The sequence below is a fragment of the Ligilactobacillus equi DSM 15833 = JCM 10991 genome (assembly GCF_000615765.1).
In the GTDB taxonomy this organism is placed as follows: Bacteria; Bacillota; Bacilli; order Lactobacillales; family Lactobacillaceae; genus Ligilactobacillus; species Ligilactobacillus equi.
In genome coordinates, this window is the sequence record NZ_BAMI01000006.1 from 38,894 (window position 1) to 59,313 (window position 20,420).

A 20,420-nucleotide genomic window follows, 5' to 3' on the forward strand; every position below is an offset into this window, starting at 1 on the left:
TTTGTATAATACAATGTTATAGTATACAAGTTTAAATTGTAATATACAAGCTAAATTAAACTTTTAACCGGCAATTTATGGTAAAATAGCTTAGAAATCAAGAAAAAGGAGTGATTTTTGTGGCCTTTGATGGTCTTTTTACACACGCTATGGTTCAAGAATTGAACCACACCTTACAAAACGGACGGGTTATGCGAATCTCGCAACCTTATCCCAATGAGGTCATTTTAACAATTCGCGCCCAAAGAAAAAACTATCCCCTCCTTTTGTCGGCTCATCCGACCTATGCGCGTCTCCAAATAACCCAACAGCCCTTCACTAACCCCCCCGTACCCACCAACTTCACCATGATGTTACGGAAATACTTAGAAGGCGCCCACCTACTTACGATTGAACAAGTAGAAAATGATCGGATAGTTAACCTACACTTCACCAGTCGCAATGAACTAGGTGATAGTCTACCTTTGATTTTAAGTATTGAAATCATGGGTCGCCACAGCAACGTAATTTTAATCAAACAAGAAGAAAATAAAATCATCGACACAATTAAACACGTGGGTATAGATCAAAACCGTTACCGAACCTTACTTCCTGGTGCCGATTATATTCCCGCACCTAAGCAAGAAAAAGTCAATCCCTTCAAAGCCGACTTAGATAAAGTGGAAAACTTACTAAAATCTTTCCCTAACCGTGAAGTTCTTGCGCAAAAACTTCAGATTACTTATCAGGGCTTAGCTTTTAATTCGGCTCTTTACTTAGCTGATTACTTACATCAACACGATAATCAAGCCAAAGCTTTCCCGGATGCCTTAGCAAACTTGAAGCATGCCCAAATCGTCAAACTCAATCAAAAACTCGACTTTACGGCCTTTAATTACCCTGAAACTCAAGTCGTCGCCTCTTTTGAAAGTTTGAGTATGCTGCTAGATGATTTCTACCGTCAAAAAGCTGACTTCGACCGTGTTATGCAACAAGGCGCTAAGCTAATTCATACTATCAAAACTAACTTGAGTAAAAATCGCAAGAAACTCAAAAAACTAGACCAAGAATTAGCCGCCACCCAAAATGCGGAAGACTATCGGATTAAAGGCGAACTTTTAACGACCTACCTTCATCAAGTCGACCGCAGTATGGAGCAGATTGAACTGCCAAACTACTACGCTGATAATCAGCCGGTTAAGATTGCCCTCTCCAAACAATTAACCCCTTCACAAAATGCGCAAAAGTACTTCAAGCGTTACACCAAACTAAAAAATGCGGTGGCCTACATTGAAGAACAAAGCAAAAAAACCCGAGCCGAAGTTGCTTATTTGGAAAATCTTCAAAGTCAAATTGAACTAGCTAGTCCGAGTGATTTACCAGATATTGAAGCGGAATTAGCCCAAGAAGGTTATCTGCGACTTAAAAAACAAAAGCGCCAACAAAAACATAAAGTTGCAAAACCTGCTCAGTTTAAGGCTAGTGACGGGACTTTTATCTCGGTCGGAAAGAATAACCTACAAAACGACCGTTTAAGCCTAAAAATAGCGCAAAAGACTGATTGGTGGCTACATGTCAAGGATTTACCCGGCTCCCACGTTATTATTCATAGTGACCAGCCTAGTGAAGAGACTTTAGCTGAAGCTGCCAAAATCGCCGCTTACTACTCAAAAGCGCGGGCCTCCGCCAATGTTGCAGTCGACTATCTGCAAGTCAAAAAGCTCCGTAAGCCCAACGGTGCTAAACCTGGTTATGTCATTTATGAAGGGCAACAAACCCTCTACGTTACTCCGGATGAAAAGTTAATCAAACAATTACAAGTATAGCAAAACAGCCAAGGACACAATCCTTGGCTGTTTTTAATTATTATTTGTTTTTCTTCATTTCTAATTTCCGTAAGAATGGAAGTAAGAAACCTAAAACGATTAAGAAACCAACCGTTGCGAAGTTCATCATTAACTGGTGATCAAAGGCCTTAGTCCCTAGCGCAGCATCTTGAGGAATGAAGCCCATCGTTGCACAAACAAAGGTAAATAAGAAGCACCAGAAACCAACGACTAAAGCCCCATTCTTGTTCTTGATGTAAACATAATCAGAATGGAACTTGTCTTGTTGCATCCGAATAGCAATGAAGGCTACAAAGACTAAAGCAGTTTTGTATGGTGAAACAATTCCGTTCAAATTCAACAACCAGTTGTAGATAGAGTTGATATCAGGTAAAGTTCCAGATAACAAAAGTAAAAGCAAACTAATTCCGGCCGTCAAAGTGTATGAATGTACGGGACGACCCGCTTTATTTTTCTTAGTTAACCAACTTGGCATGTACTTAGCTGCCGTATCAGAGGCAAAGACCCGACTAGAAGCATCAATTAAGATCGCTAACTGCGCTAACATAAAGAGTAATTGCACCACTGCAAAGACATACATTAAGCTGTTACCTAAACCAACTTGTTGTCCTAATAAACGGAAAGCATAGTAAGGACCGTTCATCTTGAAATCGTGAGGAATATCGTTGGCGTTAAAGAAGACGGAAATTGCCAAAGTCCCGAAAATCGTTAAGAAGGCCGTCATAATAGCCAAGGCCCACATAGCCTTAGGGAAGTCACGTTTCGGATTCTTCATCTTAGCAATGTATGGTGCCGCTAATTCGGCCCCGGACATAGCAAAGATTAATAACCCAGTCGTTGAGAAGTAGTGCAAGCTGAAGTTTGGCTTGAAAGCTGCCAAGTTAAATGGTTGCGTCGCAATGTGTGCACCGTGTGTCAAAGCCCAACCAGTCATGAAGACAAAGAGCATGGAAATGGCAAACATTGCTCCCCCACCGATAATAGAGAGCACTTCCAATGAGTCGCGGAAGACATTTTCAAAAATAATAAAGGCTAAAATAATCGCAAATGTTAATAAACCAAAAGTCGTCGTTGACATCTTATCACCTAAAGTATTGTTACCTAAAATGATCCAACTTAAGGAAACAATAACGGAGTTAGACACGTCCACCAAATATGGGATAGTTTGTGTCCAATACATCCAGGAAGTTACATAACCAAAAAGGTCACTATTAGTTCCCCGACGAATCCAAGAAGCAAGTCCCCCTTCTTGGTTATCGAAAGTTAACCCTAATTGTGTCGCAATTAAAGCATAGGGAATCACGTAAGTAAACAGCAAGAAAATCCAGGAAATAACCACGGAAAGTCCCTGATTTTGGTATGGATAAAAGATATTTTCAAAACTAATAATCGTTACAAAATCCAAAAGCGCAATAACTGGCCAGGACATGTAATGTTTCTTTTCATTAAGCATTATACTCTCCTTGTAAATTCAATTTTTTAAATACAATTTTAAAATTTTAAATCTAAACAAGGTGGTTTATTTTTGCGCTTCAAGAAGGTTGAAGACACGCTTTTTCTCCTTTCGAATCTAATAATTTAACTTTTTCAAACCCTAATAGTTTACCGCTATTTTCAGAAAAAATCTACCTTTTTCCAGATTTTTCTCAATATTTTTCAAATAAAAAAGGCTAAATCTCCTTTGAGAAAACTTAACCTTCTTCATTTTATTCGTCTTTTTCCGCTTTGGCAACCACTTTTTCCCATGAAAACGCCTGTCCCTGACTTTCAACGTCAATGACATAACTTCCATTGGAATAACGATCACCCAGTTTAAAGATATTTGGATCAATCATAACCTTTAAGCCTAGATCAGTTGTCACCGTTAAGCCCGTCACTTCAGACGGCAACACCGTCGCTAATAAAATCCGGTGTGGGTTCTTCTTAAGTTCACGGAAAATTTGTAAACCACGCCGTGCACGACTACTTGGCTCAACTAAATCGACACTCATCTTCTTAAAGGCCCCGCGACTAGAAAGTAAACCTAAAACGTCGCCGGCCTTGACTAAGAGTACAGCAGCTAGGTAATCGTCGCGTAAGTCCATAGATTTCACACCGGCCGTTTTTGCACCAATCACTGGTACTTCCGTTAAAGAATAGGCTAAACCATAAGCTCCATGACTGACACAAAAGACCTGCAAATCTCCTTCTTGAGGACTCACATATTGAGCTAAAATGACTTCGTCTTCATTCTTAAGCTTCATGAAGACCGCGGCCCGCGAGCGGTAGGTCCGTCCTGGTTTTAAATCAATTAAGGCGGTTTGTTTAATCATCCCATTTTTCGTCGCAAAGACCAGGTTCCCTGCTTGATTTATATCCGTAAAGACGCGGGCATAAATCACTAATTCATTAGCTGCTAAACCTACACTTTGGGAAAGGTGTTCTCCAGTGTCCTTCCAACGTTCCTCCTTAATTTCGTGAACCGGTCGATAAATCACATGCCCCAAATTGGTGAAAATTAGAAGGTGATCACGAGTATTGGCGGTTTGATTCAAAATAACTTGATCGTCATCTTTCAAACCATTGTCTGCTGCCCCCGTAGCTTTAAACGACCGAAGTGATGAACGCTTGACATAACCTTGTTGAGAAACCAAAAGCTTCACATCTTCTTGAGCCACCAATATTTGGGTGGCAATCTTAATTTGCGCAACTTCTTTCTCAATCTTAGTTTTCCGAGGCGACTCATATTTTTGGGCAATCGCCTCTAACTCTTGCTTAATCACTCGGTCAAGTTCCATAGCATTGGCTAAGATTTTTTCGTAACCAGCAATAGCTTGGGCTAGATCGTAAGCTTCCTTTTCCAGGGCAGTCACATCTGTGTTAGTTAAGCGATAAAGTTGCAAGGAAACAATGGCTTCGGCTTGACGTTCGGTAAAGTCATATGTTGTCTTCAAGTTTTCACGCGCATCTTTCTTGTTTTTAGAAGCACGGATAGTTTTAATCACTTGATCCAGGATAGACAAGGCTTTAATTAGCCCCGCTACAATATGTTGGCGACTTTGAGCCTTTTCTAAATCAAAGGCAGTTCGTTTTCGAGTTACATCCCTTTGATGCTCCAGATAAGCTTGCAAGATAGTCTTTAAACCTACGTGCTCCGGACGCTTGTTGTGAATGGCCACCATATTGAAGTTGTAAGAAATTTGCAAATCCGTATTCTTGAAAAGGTAGTTTAAAATGGCTTGGGCTTCCGCATTTTTCTTAAGCTCAATCACAATCCGTAAGCCTTGACGGTCGCTTTCGTCCCGGACTTCAGCTAAACCGTCAACCTTCTTCAAAAGCCGTAATTCATCAATTTTCTTAACTAACAGGGCCTTGTTAACTTCATAAGGAATTTCAGTAACAACAATTTGCTCCTTACCTCCCCGAAGGCTTTCTATTTCAGTTTTGGCCCGTAAAATAGAGCGTCCTCGTCCGGTTTGGTAGGCTTTCTTAATCCCATCTAAACCTTGTAAAATCCCTCCTGTTGGGAAATCTGGACCTTTAACAAATTCCATCAATTCCTCTAAGCTAGCTTGGGGATGATCCATAAGATAAATGGTCGCCGCCACCGTTTCACCTAAGTTATGGGTTGGAATTTCCGTCGCATAACCCGCTGAAATTCCTGTGGCTCCATTAACTAAAAGGTTAGGAAAACGTGCTGGTAACACAGTTGGTTCGTATTCAGTATCATCGAAGTTCAAGACCATGTCGACCGTTTTCTTTTCAATATCGCGTAACATTTCCTCGGAAATTTCAGACAAACGAGCTTCCGTATACCGCATAGCAGCTGGAGGATCACCGTCCATCGAACCATTGTTCCCGTGCATTTCAATCAAGGGTTCCCGCAACTTCCAATCTTGACTTAAACGTACCATTGCGTCATAAATCGAGCTATCACCGTGAGGGTGGAAATTACCCATGACATTTCCGACGGACTTAGCAGATTTTCGGAAAGACTTATCGAAAGTATTACCATCTTCATTCATCGCAAATAAAATCCGTCTTTGAACCGGCTTTAGCCCATCGCGAATATCTGGCAAAGCCCGTTCTTGGATAATGTATTTTGAATAACGGCCAAACCGTTCTCCCATCACAGCTTCTAAAGATAATTCCTGAATATTACTTGGCATCCAATTCCTCCCTAACCTTCATTAAGGTCATCACTAAACTGACCCAAAACATCAAGTTGGATTTGTTCAACATCATCTTGACTAACTTCTCCGTGTGCACCAGCGGCCACGGCATTATCCAACAAACTGCCATCTTCTTCTAGAGTAAACTTGACATTTTTTTCAATCCACTTGCGCCGTGGCTCTACCTTATCACCCATCAAGGTGGTCACACGTTTTTCCGCAATAGCTGCGTCATCGATTTTCACCCGCACAAGCGTCCGCGTTTCAGGATTCATGGTTGTTTCCCAGAGCTGATCAGCATTCATTTCTCCCAAACCTTTGTAACGTTGCACCGTATAGCCTTTTCCCATTTCTTTTTGAGCAACCTCTAACTCATCGTCTGTCCAGGCATACTTAGTTATCAGCTGTTTTTTAACGGTCTTTTGTACCCGATATAGAGGTGGCAAAGCAATATAGACCCGACCAGCATCAATTAAAGGACGCATATACTTGTAGAAAAAAGTCAATAGGAGGGTTTGAATGTGGGCTCCGTCAGTATCTGCGTCGGTCATGATAATAACTTTATCATAATTAGCGTCGGCAATTTCAAACTCCGGTCCGACCCCCGCACCAATGGTGTAAATCATAGTGTTAATTTCTTCGTTTTTTAAAATATCTTGTAACTTAGCCTTTTGGGTGTTTAAGACCTTACCTCTTAAAGGTAAAATGGCTTGGAACTTCCGATCCCGACCTTGCTTGGCCGAACCACCGGCGGAATCCCCTTCGACCAAGAATAATTCGTTTTTCTTAGCATTTTTGGATTGAGCCGGCGTCAATTTTCCAGATAAATTACGTTCCGTCTTTTTCTTACGCTTACCAGAACGACTTTCATCCCGGGCTTTGCGGGCAGCTTCTCGGGCTTCACGGGCCTTGATAGACTTACGCACTAATTCTTGAGCAAATTCCCCATTTTCCATAAGATAGTAACTTAATTGTTCATTAACTAAAGCATCGACAATCGCACGAGCTTCTGGGGTACCTAATTTGTCTTTAGTTTGACCTTCAAATTGCAAGATTTCTTCGGGAATCCGCACCGAAACCACGACTGCTAAACCTTCGCGGACATCAGTTCCCTCTAAGTTCTTATCTTTTTCCTTTAAAAGACCAACCTTACGCGCATAGTCATTGAAAGCCTTGGTCCAGCCAGACTTCATCCCGGCTTCGTGTGTCCCACCATCTTTGGTGCGCACATTGTTAACAAAGGACATGATGTTTTCAGAGTAACCATCATTATATTGACCAGCAACTTCGACTTGCACACCATCCTTTTCACCTTCAAAATATAAAACTTCCCCTAAGGCATCTTTATCCTCATTTAAGTAAGCAACGAACTCTTTTATCCCTTCTTCAAACAAGAAAACATCTTCGTTGCCCTCACCACGTTCATCTTTGAGGGTAATTTTAACTCCCTTTAAAAGAAAGGCTGATTCCCGCAGACGTTCCGCTAAGGTATCATAGTTATATTTCGTAGTTGAGAAAATCTTATCATCCGGTTTGAAAGTCACCGTAGTCCCATTAGGCCGCTTAGTCTTACCTAACTTTCGCAAGGTGCCGACTGGTTTACCACCATCGGTAAAATCTTCTTGATATTCAATGCCATCACGAACGATATTAACTGTCAAACGCGTTGATAAAGCGTTAACAACTGACGCACCAACTCCATGCAAACCACCAGAAGTCTTGTAGCCTCCTTGACCAAATTTTCCTCCAGCATGGAGCACCGTAAAAATAACTTCAACCGTAGGAATCCCCATAGCGTGCATCCCCACGGGCATTCCACGACCATAATCAGAAACTGTTATAGCATTATCTTCGTGAATCGTAACATTAATTTCTTTTCCATAACCAGATAAAGCTTCATCAACAGCATTGTCAACCACTTCATAAACTAAGTGGTGTAATCCCCGGCTGTCAGTTGAGCCGATGTACATTCCGGGCCGTTTGCGCACCGCTTCAAGCCCTTCCAAGACTTGAATGGAATTATCATCATAATTTGGATTTTTTACCATTAATATTTTCAGCCCTTTCATTTTCGTTCACTAAGATGAACGTCTTTTCGATAATTAATCATACCGCAAAAGTTAAGTCTAAGTCAAACCTCTTTAGCATATTTTCAAAATCCTAAATAAATGCTAAAATAAGACTGTTATGCAAAATTAAGTTGTTGTAAAGGATATTTTTTATGGATATACAAATTATTATAATGCTCTGTTTGAGCTACTTAATCGGATCCATCCCTTCTGGCGTTTGGATTGGGAAAATTTTCTACCACAAGGATCCGCGTGATTTTGGTTCTGGTAACATGGGAACTACCAATACCTTTCGCGTCTTAGGAAAAAAAGCTGGGACGATTGTCCTGATTATGGATATGTTCAAAGGGACAGTGGCTGGACTACTTCCTTTAATGTTTCACTCCCAAGCTAATGCCATGTTAATTGGTTTAGGCGCCATCATCGGCCATGTTTTCCCCATTTTTGCCGGTTTCAAAGGAGGCAAGGCGGTCGCAACTAGCGTCGGGGTGCTTCTAGTCTACAACCCTCCCTTCTTCTTTTTAGCTTGGATTATTTTCTTAACCGTCCTTTTATTATCAAGTATGGTTTCAGTGGCCAGTATGGTAGGTTTTACTATCGTCACTGTAATTACCTTCTTCTTTAATGATTGGATTTTAACCACTGTTGCTGTCGTTTTAACCATCTTCATTTACTATCGCCACTTTAGTAACTTGAAAAGGATTTTCTCTGGACAAGAAAACCTCGTGCCTTTTGGCTTAGTTTACTACCTTAAAAAGAAAAAGAATGCTTAAAACAAAGAGCACCACTCCTGTCAAATCAAAGGAGTGGTGCTCTTTGCGATTATTACAAAATGTAACGACTTAAATCCTTGTCACCAGCAATCTTGCCCACTTTCTCATCAACGTAGGCTTCAGTAATGGTAATTTCACCCATCTGCATGTCAGGCCCTTCAAACAAGAGGTCTTCCAAGAGCTTTTCTAAAATCGTGTGTAAACGCCGTGCCCCAATATTTTCTGTTTCATGGTTAACATCAAAGGCAATTTGCGCAATTCTTTCCACCGCTTCCTTAGTGAAGGTTACATCGACATTATCCGTCCCAATCAAAGCCACATATTGACGAATCAAGGCATTCTTAGGCTCTGTCAAGATACGGATAAAGTCCTGAGCTGTTAAATCTTCTAATTCTACCCGAATAGGGAAACGTCCTTGCAATTCGGCAATTAAATCACTCGGTTTACTTTCATGAAATGCCCCAGAAGCAATAAAGAGCATGTGGTCGGTCTTCACCAAACCGTACTTGGTCTTAACTTGGGAACCTTCCACGATTGGTAAGATATCTCTTTGAACCCCTTCACGAGAAACTTCCCCGGCGTTTTGTTTTAATTTTGAAGTAATCTTATCAATTTCATCGATAAAGATAATCCAGTGTTTTGGGCTCGCTGAATGGCAGCGTCAGCTAAATCAGCAGCGTTAACCATCTTTTCTGATTCTTCACGAATAAATACTTCACGGGCTTCTTTGACCGTCAGCGTCCGCTTCACACGCCGTTTAGGCATCATGGAACCTAGGGCATTAAGGTCTAAGCCCATTTGGCCTAACATGTCATTTTGACCTTGAAGGGCTTGAGCCGGATCGTCCATATCGATGGTAATTTCGGTATTTTCCAAAAGACCTTTTTGCAACTGCTCATTGACGTTCAAACGTTCATTACGCACTTCATCGGTCACATCATTCGGGTTTTCTTCTTGCCCATTCAAACCAGCTTGGTTTAGGTAATCAGCAAAGTTACCATTTTGTAAATCACGCATCATCTTGGTAAAGTTCAGTTGGTCATTCGCCTTAGTTTCCTTTTTCTTAACAGGTACCAAAAGCTTCACCAAACGCTTGTTAGCTTTAGAAGTTGCTTGACTACGGACGTTTTTGAAGCTCTCTTCTTCTTCCATTTTATAAGCTACTTCAACCATATCACGAACCATAGATTCTACATCGCGGCCGACATAACCAACTTCTGTAAACTTAGTTGCTTCAACCTTAACAAAGGGAGCATGAACAATTTTAGCCAAACGACGGGCAATTTCAGTTTTCCCAACCCCAGTTGGTCCAATCATCAAAACATTTTTAGGTGTCACTTCTTCTTGCATATCCACCGGCAATTGCATGCGCCGGTAACGGTTACGCAAAGCTACCGCAATTGCTTTTTTAGCTTGGTCTTGACCAACCACGTATTTATCTAATTCATTTACTATTTGTCTGGGAGTTTTATCACTTGCTAGCATTTTTTAACCTCGCTTATAATTCTTCAGAAATAATATTTTGGTTCGTAAAGATATCGATACTTCCCGCAATATTAATGGCAGCTTCTGCAATTTCCTTAGCTGACATATGGGTAGTATGCTTAGTCAAAGCCTTAGCCGCTGCTAAAGCATAGTTACCGCCTGAACCAATGGCTAAAACATCGTCATCCGGAGCAATTACTTCACCAGAACCAGAAACCAAAAGAATTTCTTCTTTATCCATCACAATTAGCAAGGCTTCTAATTTTTGTAAAGCTTGGTCACTACGCCATTCTTGAGCCAATTCGACGGCTGCTCTTTGTAGGTTACCACTAAATTCATTTAATTTTTTTTCAAAACGTTCTTCTAAGTTAAAGGCATCAGCCACAGAACCGGCAAAACCTACCACTACTTGACCATTGTAAATCCGGCGAACCTTGTGGGCGGTATTTTTCATAATTACCTTTTCTCCCATAGTTACTTGGCCATCCCCCGCCATTGCGGTATGACCGTTATGCCGCACGGCACAAATGGTAGTTGCATGAAATGATACTGGCATCTTAATTTCCTCATCTTTCAATCAAAAATCCATGTTTCTCAAAGTGTAAACATTTTCTTAACTTATATTTTCTAATAAAGGTCAAACTTCGTCAAGTAATTAATTTTTTAAGAAATTTAACTATCAATTCGCTTTTACCATATTCACTTTATTTTTAGGTGCTAGATGGTCTTAACAATTATTTAGAACTGGCCAACTCGAATCATCAGCTTACTTTTTCAGAAAATTAGGCAAAATGAAAACTGAGAAGCCAAATCCGAATACTTAAAATTATTAGATGTATAATTTGTAAACGGTTTATCCATGCTAATACGACCACTACTACTCGTCAGTATGCTTAGCTAATTGATAAATTTCAAGCAAAGAATGACACAAGCTAATTTCCAAAGCAATCGATAGTCTGAATTAGAGTCAACAAGCTTAAGATGATTAATTATTTTTAATTACAAAAAACCCGCAAAATCAATATTTTGCGGGTTTTAACTATCTTTAACTGCATATAAAAATGCTTGTTAAAGGACTTGAACCTTCGACCTACGCATTACTAGTGCGTTGCTCTACCAACTGAGCTAAACAAGCATGATGATTAATCTCTTTCCATCAACTACTATAGTTTAGCATCATTATGATTATTGGTCAAGAATTTTTTAGGAAAAATATCTTTTTATTAAGTTAGTGACCTAGGTCCATGGTAAAGAGCGCTTGGCTCAATGCAATTTCACAGGGATCTGGATTACTATTTTGAAAAGTCACCGAACCTTGGGCACCTTCCGGCCGTAACCAACCACGTTTAGCTAATTGACGCTTAAGTTGTTGGGAAGCACCCTTTCCGCCATCAATAATTTCCACCTCTGGGCCTACCAGTTCACGTAAGAGTGGTTTGACAAAAGGATAGTGGGTACATCCTAAAACCAAACTATCCATTTTAGGTAAGTAAGGCGCTAATATATTAGCTAAGTAAGCTCTGGTTTCTGGCGCTTGAGTTTTACCAGCTTCCACTAATTCTACTAAATCAGGCGCTGGTAATCGGTGAATGGTGGCTTGGTCCTTAAATCGTGCAACTAAATCAGAAAATTTCTTTTCTCGCAAGGTTAACTCGGTAGCCATAACCACCACATCCCCCCCTTGCTCGTGTTTTACCGCCGGTTTGAGCGCTGGTTCTAAGCCAATGATGGGAATCTCAGGATACTTCCCCCGCAAATATTGAGCTGCAGCACTTGTAGCGGTATTACAGGCAATCACAATAGCCTTAACATCTTGGGTAAGAAAATCTTGAACAATTTTTTCACTCAAAGCACGGACTTCCGTCGTAGTCCGTGTCCCATAAGGAGCATTTTTAGAATCTCCAAGAAAAATAAAATCCTCCTGAGGCATGAGTTTGACCGCTTCTTTAAGGACACTGATGCCTCCCACACCCGAATCAAAAAAACCAATGGGCTTTTTTTGTTGTTCATTCATAATTTTGATTACTTCTTTCTTTTGATTACTTTATAATTCAGTAATTCTGTCTTTTATTTTACTGACATTCTAACTTTAAAGCAAGCAAAAATGACTCACCGTTAAGTGAATCATTTATTATTTAGAGCGAAAAACCCGCAATTTTAATGATGGTTCTGTTGACATTAACCTAATTTAAAAGAGGCTAATTTTTCTTGATTTAAATCTCTGATTAAAGCCAAAGCTAAATCTAACGATGCCTTGTAATCATGGTAGGAAGCAAAGCAATAAGCCGAATGTTCATAGCGCACCGGAATACCAATCACAATGGTTGGCGCCCCATTTTCATAGTAGATAGCTGCACCGTCTTGTCCTCCACCAGTCCGCACTGAACGAGTGTAAGGAATGCCATTTTGGTCAGCTAAATCACAGACATATTGTTGGAAAATAGGGTTAGGAATAAAGGTCGTATCCATATCACGTAACATCGGTCCTCGTTTCATACCGGTTTGTGATAGCCATTCAGGTTCAAATGTGTCGTCAGCTGGGCAAGACTCTAAAACAATCGCCACCTCAGGCTTAATCTTACGAGCCGTCACGTAGGCTCCTCGTAAGCCAACTTCTTCTTGGGAAGACAAGGCACAAACTACGTCGAAGTTGGTTTCTTGACCTTTTAATTCATCTAAAAGATTTACCATCACGGCTGCACCAAAACGATCATCGAAGTCTTTACCAAAAAATACTCCCGTTCGTTCATTGTAATCGCAGTCAACATCAACAAAGATAGGACAGCCAGTGTCAATTTTAAAATCTTCTATCGTTTCTTGGCGACTTGATGAACCCACATCGATTTGCATATCAGCAATTTCAGGTAAACTATTTTTTTCTGCCGCAGTCATAAAATGAGGGGGTTTAGTCGCTACCACTCCAGGAACATATTGACCTTCCTTGTTACGAATTTTGACCTTGAGTCTGGTAAATTGTATTTAACCCAGCCACCTACCGGAACAAATTTCAAAGAACCGTTAGGACGCACAGCTTGAGTCATCAATCCCACCGCATCAGAGTGTGCATCAAGTTGAATAACCGGCCGATTCCCACGATTTTCTTTCTTACTTGCATAAACGTTTAGCATCCCATCAATTTCCACATCTGCCATATCTTTAACTTTATCGACAAACATTTCGACAAATTCTTGTTCAAAACCAGGAATCGCATTGGCATTGGAAAAATCCTTTAACATTTGAATTTGAGCTGCTTTTTCCATTTACTCCACCTCTTCTAATCATTTACAAAGCACATTATAACACAATTTTCAGCAAAAAAGCCCTCAAACTGAGGACTTTTCCATCTACTCTTGAACTACTGTTTTCAGAGCCTCATCATAAGCTGGATCAGTATCACCAAGCTTTTGAGAAACTTTCTCTTCGATTTTTGTAACTGTTGCTTTAGTAGCTTGGCCGTTTACATCGAGACCATTTTCACTTTGAAATTTTTGAACGGCCGCGTTAGTATCTTGACCATAGTAGCCATTAGCTTTGCCATTAAAGTATCCTAAGTACTTGAGGAACATCTGTAAAGTTTTAACCTGCTTAGAAACTTGCCCTTCCTTATAGATCTTTGTGGTATCAATGAAAGCCAAGTAAGCTACTTCTGGATAATCTGCCTTAATATCTGGCTCAATACCTTTCTTGTGAATCCAAGTACCATTAGCTGTTAGCCATTTAGCAATCGTTAACTTCAATTCAGTGCCATTTTTAAATTCTTGCGTTGTTTGCACAGTCCCCTTACCGTATGTCTTAGCACCAATCAACTTGATATGCCCTGACTCATTCAAGGCGGCAGAGAAAATTTCAGCTGCGGACGCTGAGTTCCCATTGACCAAGATGACAGTTGGTTCGGTCACTTTAAAGCCCTTGTCAAATTTTTTGCCAGCGGTATAAGTTTCGACCTTACCACTACGATCTTTGACCCGCATAATCTTTTGTCCGTTTTTCAAGAACATGGAAGACATGGATAAAGCTTGGTCCATTAGCCCACCAGGGTTATTACGCATATCAACTACAAAGGCACTTACTCCTTGCTTACGTAATTTCTTAATAGCAGTTTTAAATTCCTTAGTTGTATTAGTAGAGAAAGTTGTCACCTCTAAGTAACCTACTTTGTGACCGTCTTTTTTTATAAGCTTAGCATTGACCGTGTGAATTGGAATCTTTGCTCGCGTTAATGTCTTGTTAAATACTTGGTCGCCCCGCTTGATAGTTACGGTAACCTTAGTGCCAATCTTTCCTCGAATTTTAGTAACTACTTTATCTAAAGCTTGTCCTTTAACTGACTTTCCATTAACTTTTAATAAGATATCGTCAGTCTTTAACCCGGCTTTTTGGGCTGGGGTACCAGTAATAGCTGAAGAAATTTTGATATATTCACCAGCTTTTTGAACTTGTGCTCCAATCCCCGAAAAACTCGAATCAATGGTATTATTCAAGCTTTCCGTCTCTGCTTTATTGAGGTACTCCGTAAATTGATCATCTAAACTTTCAATCATCCCGTCGATAGCTCCTTGCTCTAATTTAGAACTTGGAACTTTCTTATAATAATTGTAGTAAAGCGTTTGGTAAACGGTTGCGACCTTACCCAAAGAGCGGTAAGCGTCGTTGGCGACTTGAAGTTGGTGACGGACAAGGCCAAACATTAACCCTCCACCCAACAATAAGCCTAAAATACCAGTTAAAATCAAGTGCTTAAGTTGGTAACTCCGCTTTATTTTCTGTGGTTTTGCTGCCATATTTTATCCTTCTTTACTGTTGATATTGTTGCCAGACCTCATCAAAGATGGTCATACTTGGGAGATAACCGGCATTTAATTCTAAATATTCCGAAACTTCTTCATAAGTCCGCGCTTGTTTCGGAAAAGCCTGGTCAAAAAAAGCATTATTGGCAAACTGAGAAATTTCATCATGAGCATGCGGATTTCGCAAGGTCATAAGATATTGGTAAAAACTTTGACTACGCATACTTCACCTACTTAATTGAATCCAGTGGGATGTTAACTTCAAATAAGAACTTATTATTTGGTACATCAAGCTGCTTACCTTTGAGCACAATACCTTGTTTCTTGGTAAATTGGTTCAAATTTAACGTTAACGTTGCTTTCTTGGTATTAATCGTAACCCCTTTACTAAGGTCATAATTATTTTTGATATATCCTAAGATAAAACTTGCCGGTGCATTTAAAGAACCCACTGCTACAGACTTAGCTTGTAACACAATATTACCATTCTTATCTAATTTAGGAATGGTGTAAAGTGAAAAAGAAATGTTTTTTCCCAAAACCTTGGTCGTTCCCATTAAAATAGCTGAATCATTTAAAATAAACCGATACTTAATCTTTTGTTTCTTTTGACTTTGACGAAGATAGTAATTAATAGTCGCTTGAAGCTGCTTTTTGTCCATCGAAACGTCGATTTTTGTATAATCATTTGTCGGTAGCTTGGTTTGTTCCATTTTTACTTGAGCTTCACTTGGAGTGATTACTTTAGAGATTACAGTCCCACTTACCAAAAACAAAGTAGCTACTAAAATAATAAAGGCCCATTTCCAAAAATTAACAGTTTGCTTTTTCACTTGCATATTTTGTCTTTCCACTTTTTCACCCCATCCACGTTTTCTTATGCTTTATCATAACCTTATAGAGTCGACTTGTCATGTAACGGTACCCCTTATCGTTGGGGTGAAAGTGATCATCACTCGAAAGATAATCATTTTTTCTTCTTCATCTGCCAACATCTTCTCCACTTTAGTCGATGAAGTTTTATTTAAATCAAGTTGCGATTCTTTCTTGAGCTGTGTTTGATCCTTATTGAGATACTGTCCTTGAGAAAGACGGTCATTAATATCAACAAAATAAATATTACCATCATTTTCCGCTTGCTCTAAAGCAATATCATTCCAATCAGCTGTGTATTTAGGTAAATCTTGAATCGTTGGAAAATAAACATAAAAAGGATTGTAGATTGAAAACAAGAATATTGGCGCTTTAGGATTGTAGTATCGCACGGTCCTGATTAAAGCTTGCAATTTTTTTTGATAACTCTTTTTTTCCTTGGGCATAACCCCATCTAATTGATCTGTCAGCATCAACATGAAGTTATCTTGAATTACCTTCATCATATCATTTCCACCCACGGTCATGGTAATCACATCCGCCTGTGCCAAGGCCTTTTGAATTTTGGTGCTATTCTTGACTCTCGTCATGATTTGATCTGAGCGGTCACCCACCTTACCAAAATTCTGTGTCTTAACCTTAGCTTTTTGCTTTTTGTCTAAATCCTGCTTAATCAAGCCGACATAGCCTCCATTATGGTGGGTATCACCTTGCCCATAAGTCAAAGAATCTCCGACAGCAACCAAGTTAATTGTCTTGGCTTCAGCTATCCGCACTGGTAAATTAAAAGCTAACCAAAAGCACACTCCCATCAAAAGTATGACCATACTTTTAGATAACTTATTCATAAACTTCTTTCCTCCGTTGGTAGACCACAAAATCATGAGCATACTGATTTTTAGCATCCACAACACCTGGCGTCCGACTAATTTCTTCAAATTGATCATAGTCCAGTGCCACCATCTTGGTATCAGCAGGAAAGACCCCTTGAATCTCAGTTTTATGCAAAATCTCAACCTGGTCTTTTAAAAGTTCAAACAGTCCTGCACCACCAATAACTGCGATTTCTTGATCTTGGTGCGCCTTAATCCAGGCTTGGAGCTCCACAAAATTATGAACTAAAATTAATTGGTCTGACTCAACACCTAAATCCTTTTGGTGAGTTAAAACCACATGAAGTCTCCCTGGCAAAAGCTTAGGAAATGAAGCAAAGGTCGTTTTCCCCATAATCATGGGATGCCCCATAGTAACTTTTTTAAAATATGCTAAATCATCTGGTAAATGCCAAGGTAGGTGACCTTGGTAACCAATATTATGAGCTTTATCTTCTGCCCACACAAACATTAACATTCAATTCCTCCTTAAACCGCCACCGGTGCTTTAATAGCAGGGGCTGGATCGTAATTTTTAACCTTGATATCTTTGACATCATAATCAAAAACAGATTGTTTGTCGGGGTTTAACCACAATCGTGGAATCTTCTCACTTGGTGTGCGCCCTAATTGCTCCTGCACCTGGGTAATATGATTCTTGTAAATGTGAGCATCTCCTAAAGTGTGTACAAATTCTCCAACTTCTAAGCCACATTCTTTAGCAATAAGGTGTGTTAATAAAGCATAAGAAGCTATATTAAACGGTACTCCTAAGAAAATATCACCACTTCTTTGGTAAAGTTGACATGATAGCTTACCATTGGCCACATAAAATTGGAAAAGGCTATGACAAGGGGGTAAAGCACTTGTTGGTACAGATTCTGGATTCCAAGCAGTCACAATTAAGCGCCGAGAATTGGGGTTAGTTTTAATATCATTAATTACATTTTTGATTTGATCAATAGTTTCACCTTGACTTGTTTTCCATTGCCGCCACTGAGCCCCGTAAACATCCCCTAAGTTCCCATACTTTTGGGCAAAGTCATCATCAGCTACAATTTTTTGACAGAACTTTACCTTTTCAGCTTGGTATACTTGGTTAAAATCTACATCTGTTTGGGCACGCAAGCCAAAATCGGTCATGTCAGGACCATGATACTCAGGACTCTCTACCCAATTTTTAAAGGCCCACTCATCCCAAATATGGTTTTTATGTTTAAGTAAATACTGGATATTAGTATCACCTTTTAAGAACCATAGTAATTCACTTTTAATTAGACCAAAAGCCACTTTCTTGGTAGTTAACAAGGGAAAACCTTGACTCAAGTCAAAACGCATCTGATAACCAAATAAACTTTTCGTTCCAGTATTAGTCCGGTCATCTTTATCATATCCGTGATCTAAAACATCGCGGATTAATTGTAGATATGGTTCTTCTAAACTCATCAAATCTCTCCTTATACATACTGGCTGAGTTCTTCCCAACGCTCCATTTTTTCTAAACTTTGAACTTCCAGGTCATCAATTTGTGCCTGAAGCTCTCCTAGTTTTCCGTAGTCGGTTCCTGGGGTTTGTTCCATTTCTGCTTGAAGCTGGGCTTGTTTTTCCTCCAAAGCTTCAATTTCACCCTCTAATTTATCGTATTCAATCTGTTCGGCATAAGTTAATTTGGTCTTAACTTTCGCTTTTTCTGCTACTTCTTCCGTCACTGCCACCTTAACCTTAGTTGGCTTCTTCTTGCTAGTATTCAAAGTCTTAGCGAGGTATTCTGTAAAGAGCCCATTATAATGGTCAATTTGTGCCTGCCCTTGGAAAACCAAAAGGTTATCAGCTACCTTGTCTAAGAAGTAACGATCGTGAGAAACGGTGATAACCGTACCATTAAAATTATCCAGGTAATCTTCTAAAACCGTTAAAGTCCCAATATCCAGGTCATTTGTTGGTTCATCTAAGAGTAAGACATTTGGCTGTTCCATCAACAACTTCAAAAGATAGAGACGTCGTTTTTCCCCTCCGGAAAGCTTACGAATCAAAGTACCATGCATAAACCTTGGGAAGAGAAATTGTTCCAGTAAGCTCGTGGTTGAAATTCGTTCACCGTCAGCACCAATTACACCCTGACCCACCTCATCTAGGTAGCAATTACTCGCTTATCTTCCGGAATCTCTTCGGTTTGTTGCCGATAGTATCCTAAGCGCACCGTCTCTCCTTGAATTCGAAGACCGGAGTCCAGTTTAATTTCACCTGCTAAAGCATTAAGAAAGGAAGATTTACCTGCACCGTTAACCCCAGTAATCCCAATTCTCTGTCCTCCCTGAACTAGAAGATTAAAGTTTTTGATAATCGGATGATCACCTAAAGTCAAAGTCGCATCTTGAAATTCAAGAACTTTCTTACCTAAACGTTGTTGGCCCAAATTAATATCCACTTTGCCATCAACTTGCAAGGTGTGAAGGTTCTCCTTGAGATCATTGAAACGATTAATTCGTGCTTGTTGTTTAGTAGAACGAGCCTTAGCCCCCGTTCGCATCCAAGCTAATTCTTTTTTATAAAGCTGATTTTGTTTGTGTTCTGCCGTAATTTCTCTTTCGACCCGTTCAGCTTTTTGTTGTACAAAATCTTCGTAGTTACCGGTGTAAGCATAAAGTTTCCCAAAAGACAATTCAAAAATTTGCGTGGCTACTTGATCTAAAAAGTAACGATCGTGGGTTACTACTAACAAAGCTCCCTTATAGGACTGTAAATATTCTTCAAGCCACTTAATCGAATCGAAGTCCAGATGATTAGTTGGTTCATCCAAAATTAAAAGGTCAGGTGCCTGAATTAAAACCTGGGCCATCCCAACACGCTTCTTTTGGCCCCCAGAAAGAATCCCAATCTGTTGGTCCATATCATTGACATGTAACTGGCTTAAAATCGTGGCAATATTACTTTCCACGTTCCAGGCATCTTCTTGGTCCATTTCCCTGGATAACTTATCAAATTGAGCCTGTAATTTTTCATCTTCAGGATTAGCGCTATATTTAGCTAACACTTCCTCATAACGACGAATCGTTTGAAAAACCGGACCCGCCCCGTCAAAGATAGCTTGACGAATGGTCTTATCCTCATCCAAAACTGGTTGTTGCATCAAGTAACCAATGGTGTAGTCATTTGGAGCAATTAGCTCTCCACTATCAGCTGGGTCTAGACCAGCCAAAGCATTTAGCATTGTGGTCTTACCTGAACCGTTTGTACCAATCAAACCAATGCGGTCACCCTCGTTAATGATGAAATTGACATCTTCAAATAAAGTTTTTTCACCATAAGTTTTGGTTAAATTTTCTACCCGTAAGGTTTGCATTCTATCTCACTCTTTTCATTTTATCAAAAATTATTGCTCTTATTATAACATTATCTCTGTCCTTTGACCAAAAATAAGAGCCAAGAATTCACTCCTGACTCTCACCTTTTATTTAGTAGCTAAAGCCGCTAACAACGTAGTTTTCTCATTGAGTAGCCGCCCCAAGAGAACCTCTTTTTCTAGAAAAGCTAAAATTTTTCCTAAGCCTGGGCCCGGCTTAATGCCCGCTTCCTTAATAAGG

General features: G+C 39.8%; 14 protein-coding genes, 1 tRNA gene and 3 pseudogenes. 2 read left to right on the plus strand and 16 right to left on the minus strand.

Annotated features, from left to right (window positions below):
• Window positions 1–119: 119 nt before the first annotated feature.
• Entirely contained in the window at window positions 120–1,805 is a 1,686-nt protein-coding gene (locus JCM10991_RS02655) for an NFACT RNA binding domain-containing protein (protein WP_025020468.1), read from the plus strand.
• 40 nt (window positions 1,806–1,845) lie between these two features.
• Here the strand turns inward: JCM10991_RS02655 and JCM10991_RS02660 are convergent, their stop codons facing one another.
• The 3 genes from JCM10991_RS02660 to parE all read right to left on the minus strand — a co-directional run bounded on the left by JCM10991_RS02660 (window position 1,846) and on the right by parE (window position 8,025).
• Entirely contained in the window at window positions 1,846–3,279 is a 1,434-nt protein-coding gene (locus JCM10991_RS02660) for an APC family permease (RefSeq protein WP_025020469.1), read from the minus strand.
• Between the two features lie 253 nt (window positions 3,280–3,532).
• Entirely contained in the window at window positions 3,533–5,974 is a 2,442-nt protein-coding gene (gene parC, locus JCM10991_RS02665; protein WP_025020470.1) for a DNA topoisomerase IV subunit A, read from the minus strand.
• An 11-nt stretch (window positions 5,975–5,985) separates the two neighbouring features.
• Window positions 5,986–8,025, minus strand: a complete 2,040-nt coding sequence (parE, locus tag JCM10991_RS02670) for a DNA topoisomerase IV subunit B (RefSeq protein ID WP_025020471.1) — start codon at window positions 8,023–8,025, stop codon at window positions 5,986–5,988.
• A 173-nt stretch (window positions 8,026–8,198) separates the two neighbouring features.
• Here parE and plsY point away from each other — a divergent pair, with 173 nt between their 5' ends.
• Window positions 8,199–8,819 (plus strand): glycerol-3-phosphate 1-O-acyltransferase PlsY, encoded by a 621-nt coding sequence (gene plsY / locus JCM10991_RS02675; RefSeq protein WP_023859435.1) that lies wholly within the window; start codon window positions 8,199–8,201, stop codon window positions 8,817–8,819.
• A 52-nt stretch (window positions 8,820–8,871) separates the two neighbouring features.
• On the opposite strand, the pseudogene hslU reads toward plsY, so the two are convergent.
• The 13 genes and pseudogenes from hslU to JCM10991_RS14785 form a co-directional block, all read right to left on the minus strand.
• Window positions 8,872–10,304, minus strand: a pseudogene (gene hslU / locus JCM10991_RS12335) (ATP-dependent protease ATPase subunit HslU).
• A gap of 13 nt (window positions 10,305–10,317) precedes the next feature.
• Entirely contained in the window at window positions 10,318–10,860 is a 543-nt protein-coding gene (hslV, locus tag JCM10991_RS02685; protein WP_025020472.1) for an ATP-dependent protease subunit HslV, read from the minus strand.
• Window positions 10,861–11,366: 506 nt separating this feature from the next.
• Window positions 11,367–11,439 (minus strand) — tRNA-Thr (locus JCM10991_RS02690).
• A 93-nt stretch (window positions 11,440–11,532) separates the two neighbouring features.
• Window positions 11,533–12,318 (minus strand): glutamate racemase, encoded by a 786-nt coding sequence (murI, locus tag JCM10991_RS02695; RefSeq protein WP_025020473.1) that lies wholly within the window; start codon window positions 12,316–12,318, stop codon window positions 11,533–11,535.
• A 164-nt stretch (window positions 12,319–12,482) separates the two neighbouring features.
• Window positions 12,483–13,564, minus strand: a pseudogene (locus JCM10991_RS12340) (M42 family metallopeptidase).
• 84 nt (window positions 13,565–13,648) lie between these two features.
• A complete protein-coding gene (locus JCM10991_RS12345) occupies window positions 13,649–15,085 on the minus strand; it encodes a S41 family peptidase (RefSeq protein WP_035187840.1) in 1,437 nt (478 codons plus the stop codon).
• Between the two features lie 13 nt (window positions 15,086–15,098).
• A complete protein-coding gene (locus tag JCM10991_RS02710; RefSeq protein WP_023859508.1) occupies window positions 15,099–15,314 on the minus strand; it encodes a YozE family protein in 216 nt (71 codons plus the stop codon).
• Window positions 15,315–15,321: 7 nt separating this feature from the next.
• On the minus strand, window positions 15,322–15,945 hold the full coding sequence (locus JCM10991_RS02715; RefSeq protein ID WP_338086214.1) for a YpmS family protein: 624 nt from the start codon (window positions 15,943–15,945) through the stop codon (window positions 15,322–15,324).
• 57 nt (window positions 15,946–16,002) lie between these two features.
• On the minus strand, window positions 16,003–16,812 hold the full coding sequence (locus JCM10991_RS12350) for an SGNH/GDSL hydrolase family protein (RefSeq protein WP_225349905.1): 810 nt from the start codon (window positions 16,810–16,812) through the stop codon (window positions 16,003–16,005).
• Complete coding sequence (locus tag JCM10991_RS02725; protein WP_023859505.1) at window positions 16,805–17,314, minus strand: dihydrofolate reductase; 510 nt, start codon at window positions 17,312–17,314, stop codon at window positions 16,805–16,807. The genes JCM10991_RS12350 and JCM10991_RS02725 overlap by 8 nt, the downstream gene beginning before the upstream one ends.
• Window positions 17,315–17,325: 11 nt before the next feature.
• Window positions 17,326–18,285, minus strand: coding sequence for a thymidylate synthase (locus JCM10991_RS02730; RefSeq protein ID WP_025020475.1), 960 nt, complete (start codon window positions 18,283–18,285; stop codon window positions 17,326–17,328).
• 8 nt (window positions 18,286–18,293) lie between these two features.
• Window positions 18,294–20,179: pseudogene (locus tag JCM10991_RS12355) on the minus strand (ABC-F family ATP-binding cassette domain-containing protein).
• 108 nt (window positions 20,180–20,287) lie between these two features.
• The gene (locus JCM10991_RS14785; protein ID WP_225349906.1) at window positions 20,288–20,416 is read right to left on the minus strand and encodes an HD domain-containing protein; all 129 of its coding nucleotides are present in this window, start codon (window positions 20,414–20,416) and stop codon (window positions 20,288–20,290) included.
• Window positions 20,417–20,420: the final 4 nt, after the last annotated feature.

Coding starts and splice junctions, on each gene's coding strand:
- JCM10991_RS02660 (WP_025020469.1), bottom strand. CDS start 3,279: ATGCTTAATGAAAAGAAACATTACATGTCCTGGCCAGTTATTGCGCTT.
- parC (WP_025020470.1), bottom strand. CDS start 5,974: ATGCCAAGTAATATTCAGGAATTATCTTTAGAAGCTGTGATGGGAGAA.
- parE (WP_025020471.1), bottom strand. CDS start 8,025: ATGGTAAAAAATCCAAATTATGATGATAATTCCATTCAAGTCTTGGAA.
- plsY (WP_023859435.1), top strand. CDS start 8,199: ATGGATATACAAATTATTATAATGCTCTGTTTGAGCTACTTAATCGGA.
- hslV (WP_025020472.1), bottom strand. CDS start 10,860: ATGCCAGTATCATTTCATGCAACTACCATTTGTGCCGTGCGGCATAAC.
- murI (WP_025020473.1), bottom strand. CDS start 12,318: ATGAATGAACAACAAAAAAAGCCCATTGGTTTTTTTGATTCGGGTGTG.
- JCM10991_RS12345 (WP_035187840.1), bottom strand. CDS start 15,085: ATGGCAGCAAAACCACAGAAAATAAAGCGGAGTTACCAACTTAAGCAC.
- JCM10991_RS02710 (WP_023859508.1), bottom strand. CDS start 15,314: ATGCGTAGTCAAAGTTTTTACCAATATCTTATGACCTTGCGAAATCCG.
- JCM10991_RS12350 (WP_225349905.1), bottom strand. CDS start 16,812: ATGAATAAGTTATCTAAAAGTATGGTCATACTTTTGATGGGAGTGTGC.
- JCM10991_RS02725 (WP_023859505.1), bottom strand. CDS start 17,314: ATGTTAATGTTTGTGTGGGCAGAAGATAAAGCTCATAATATTGGTTAC.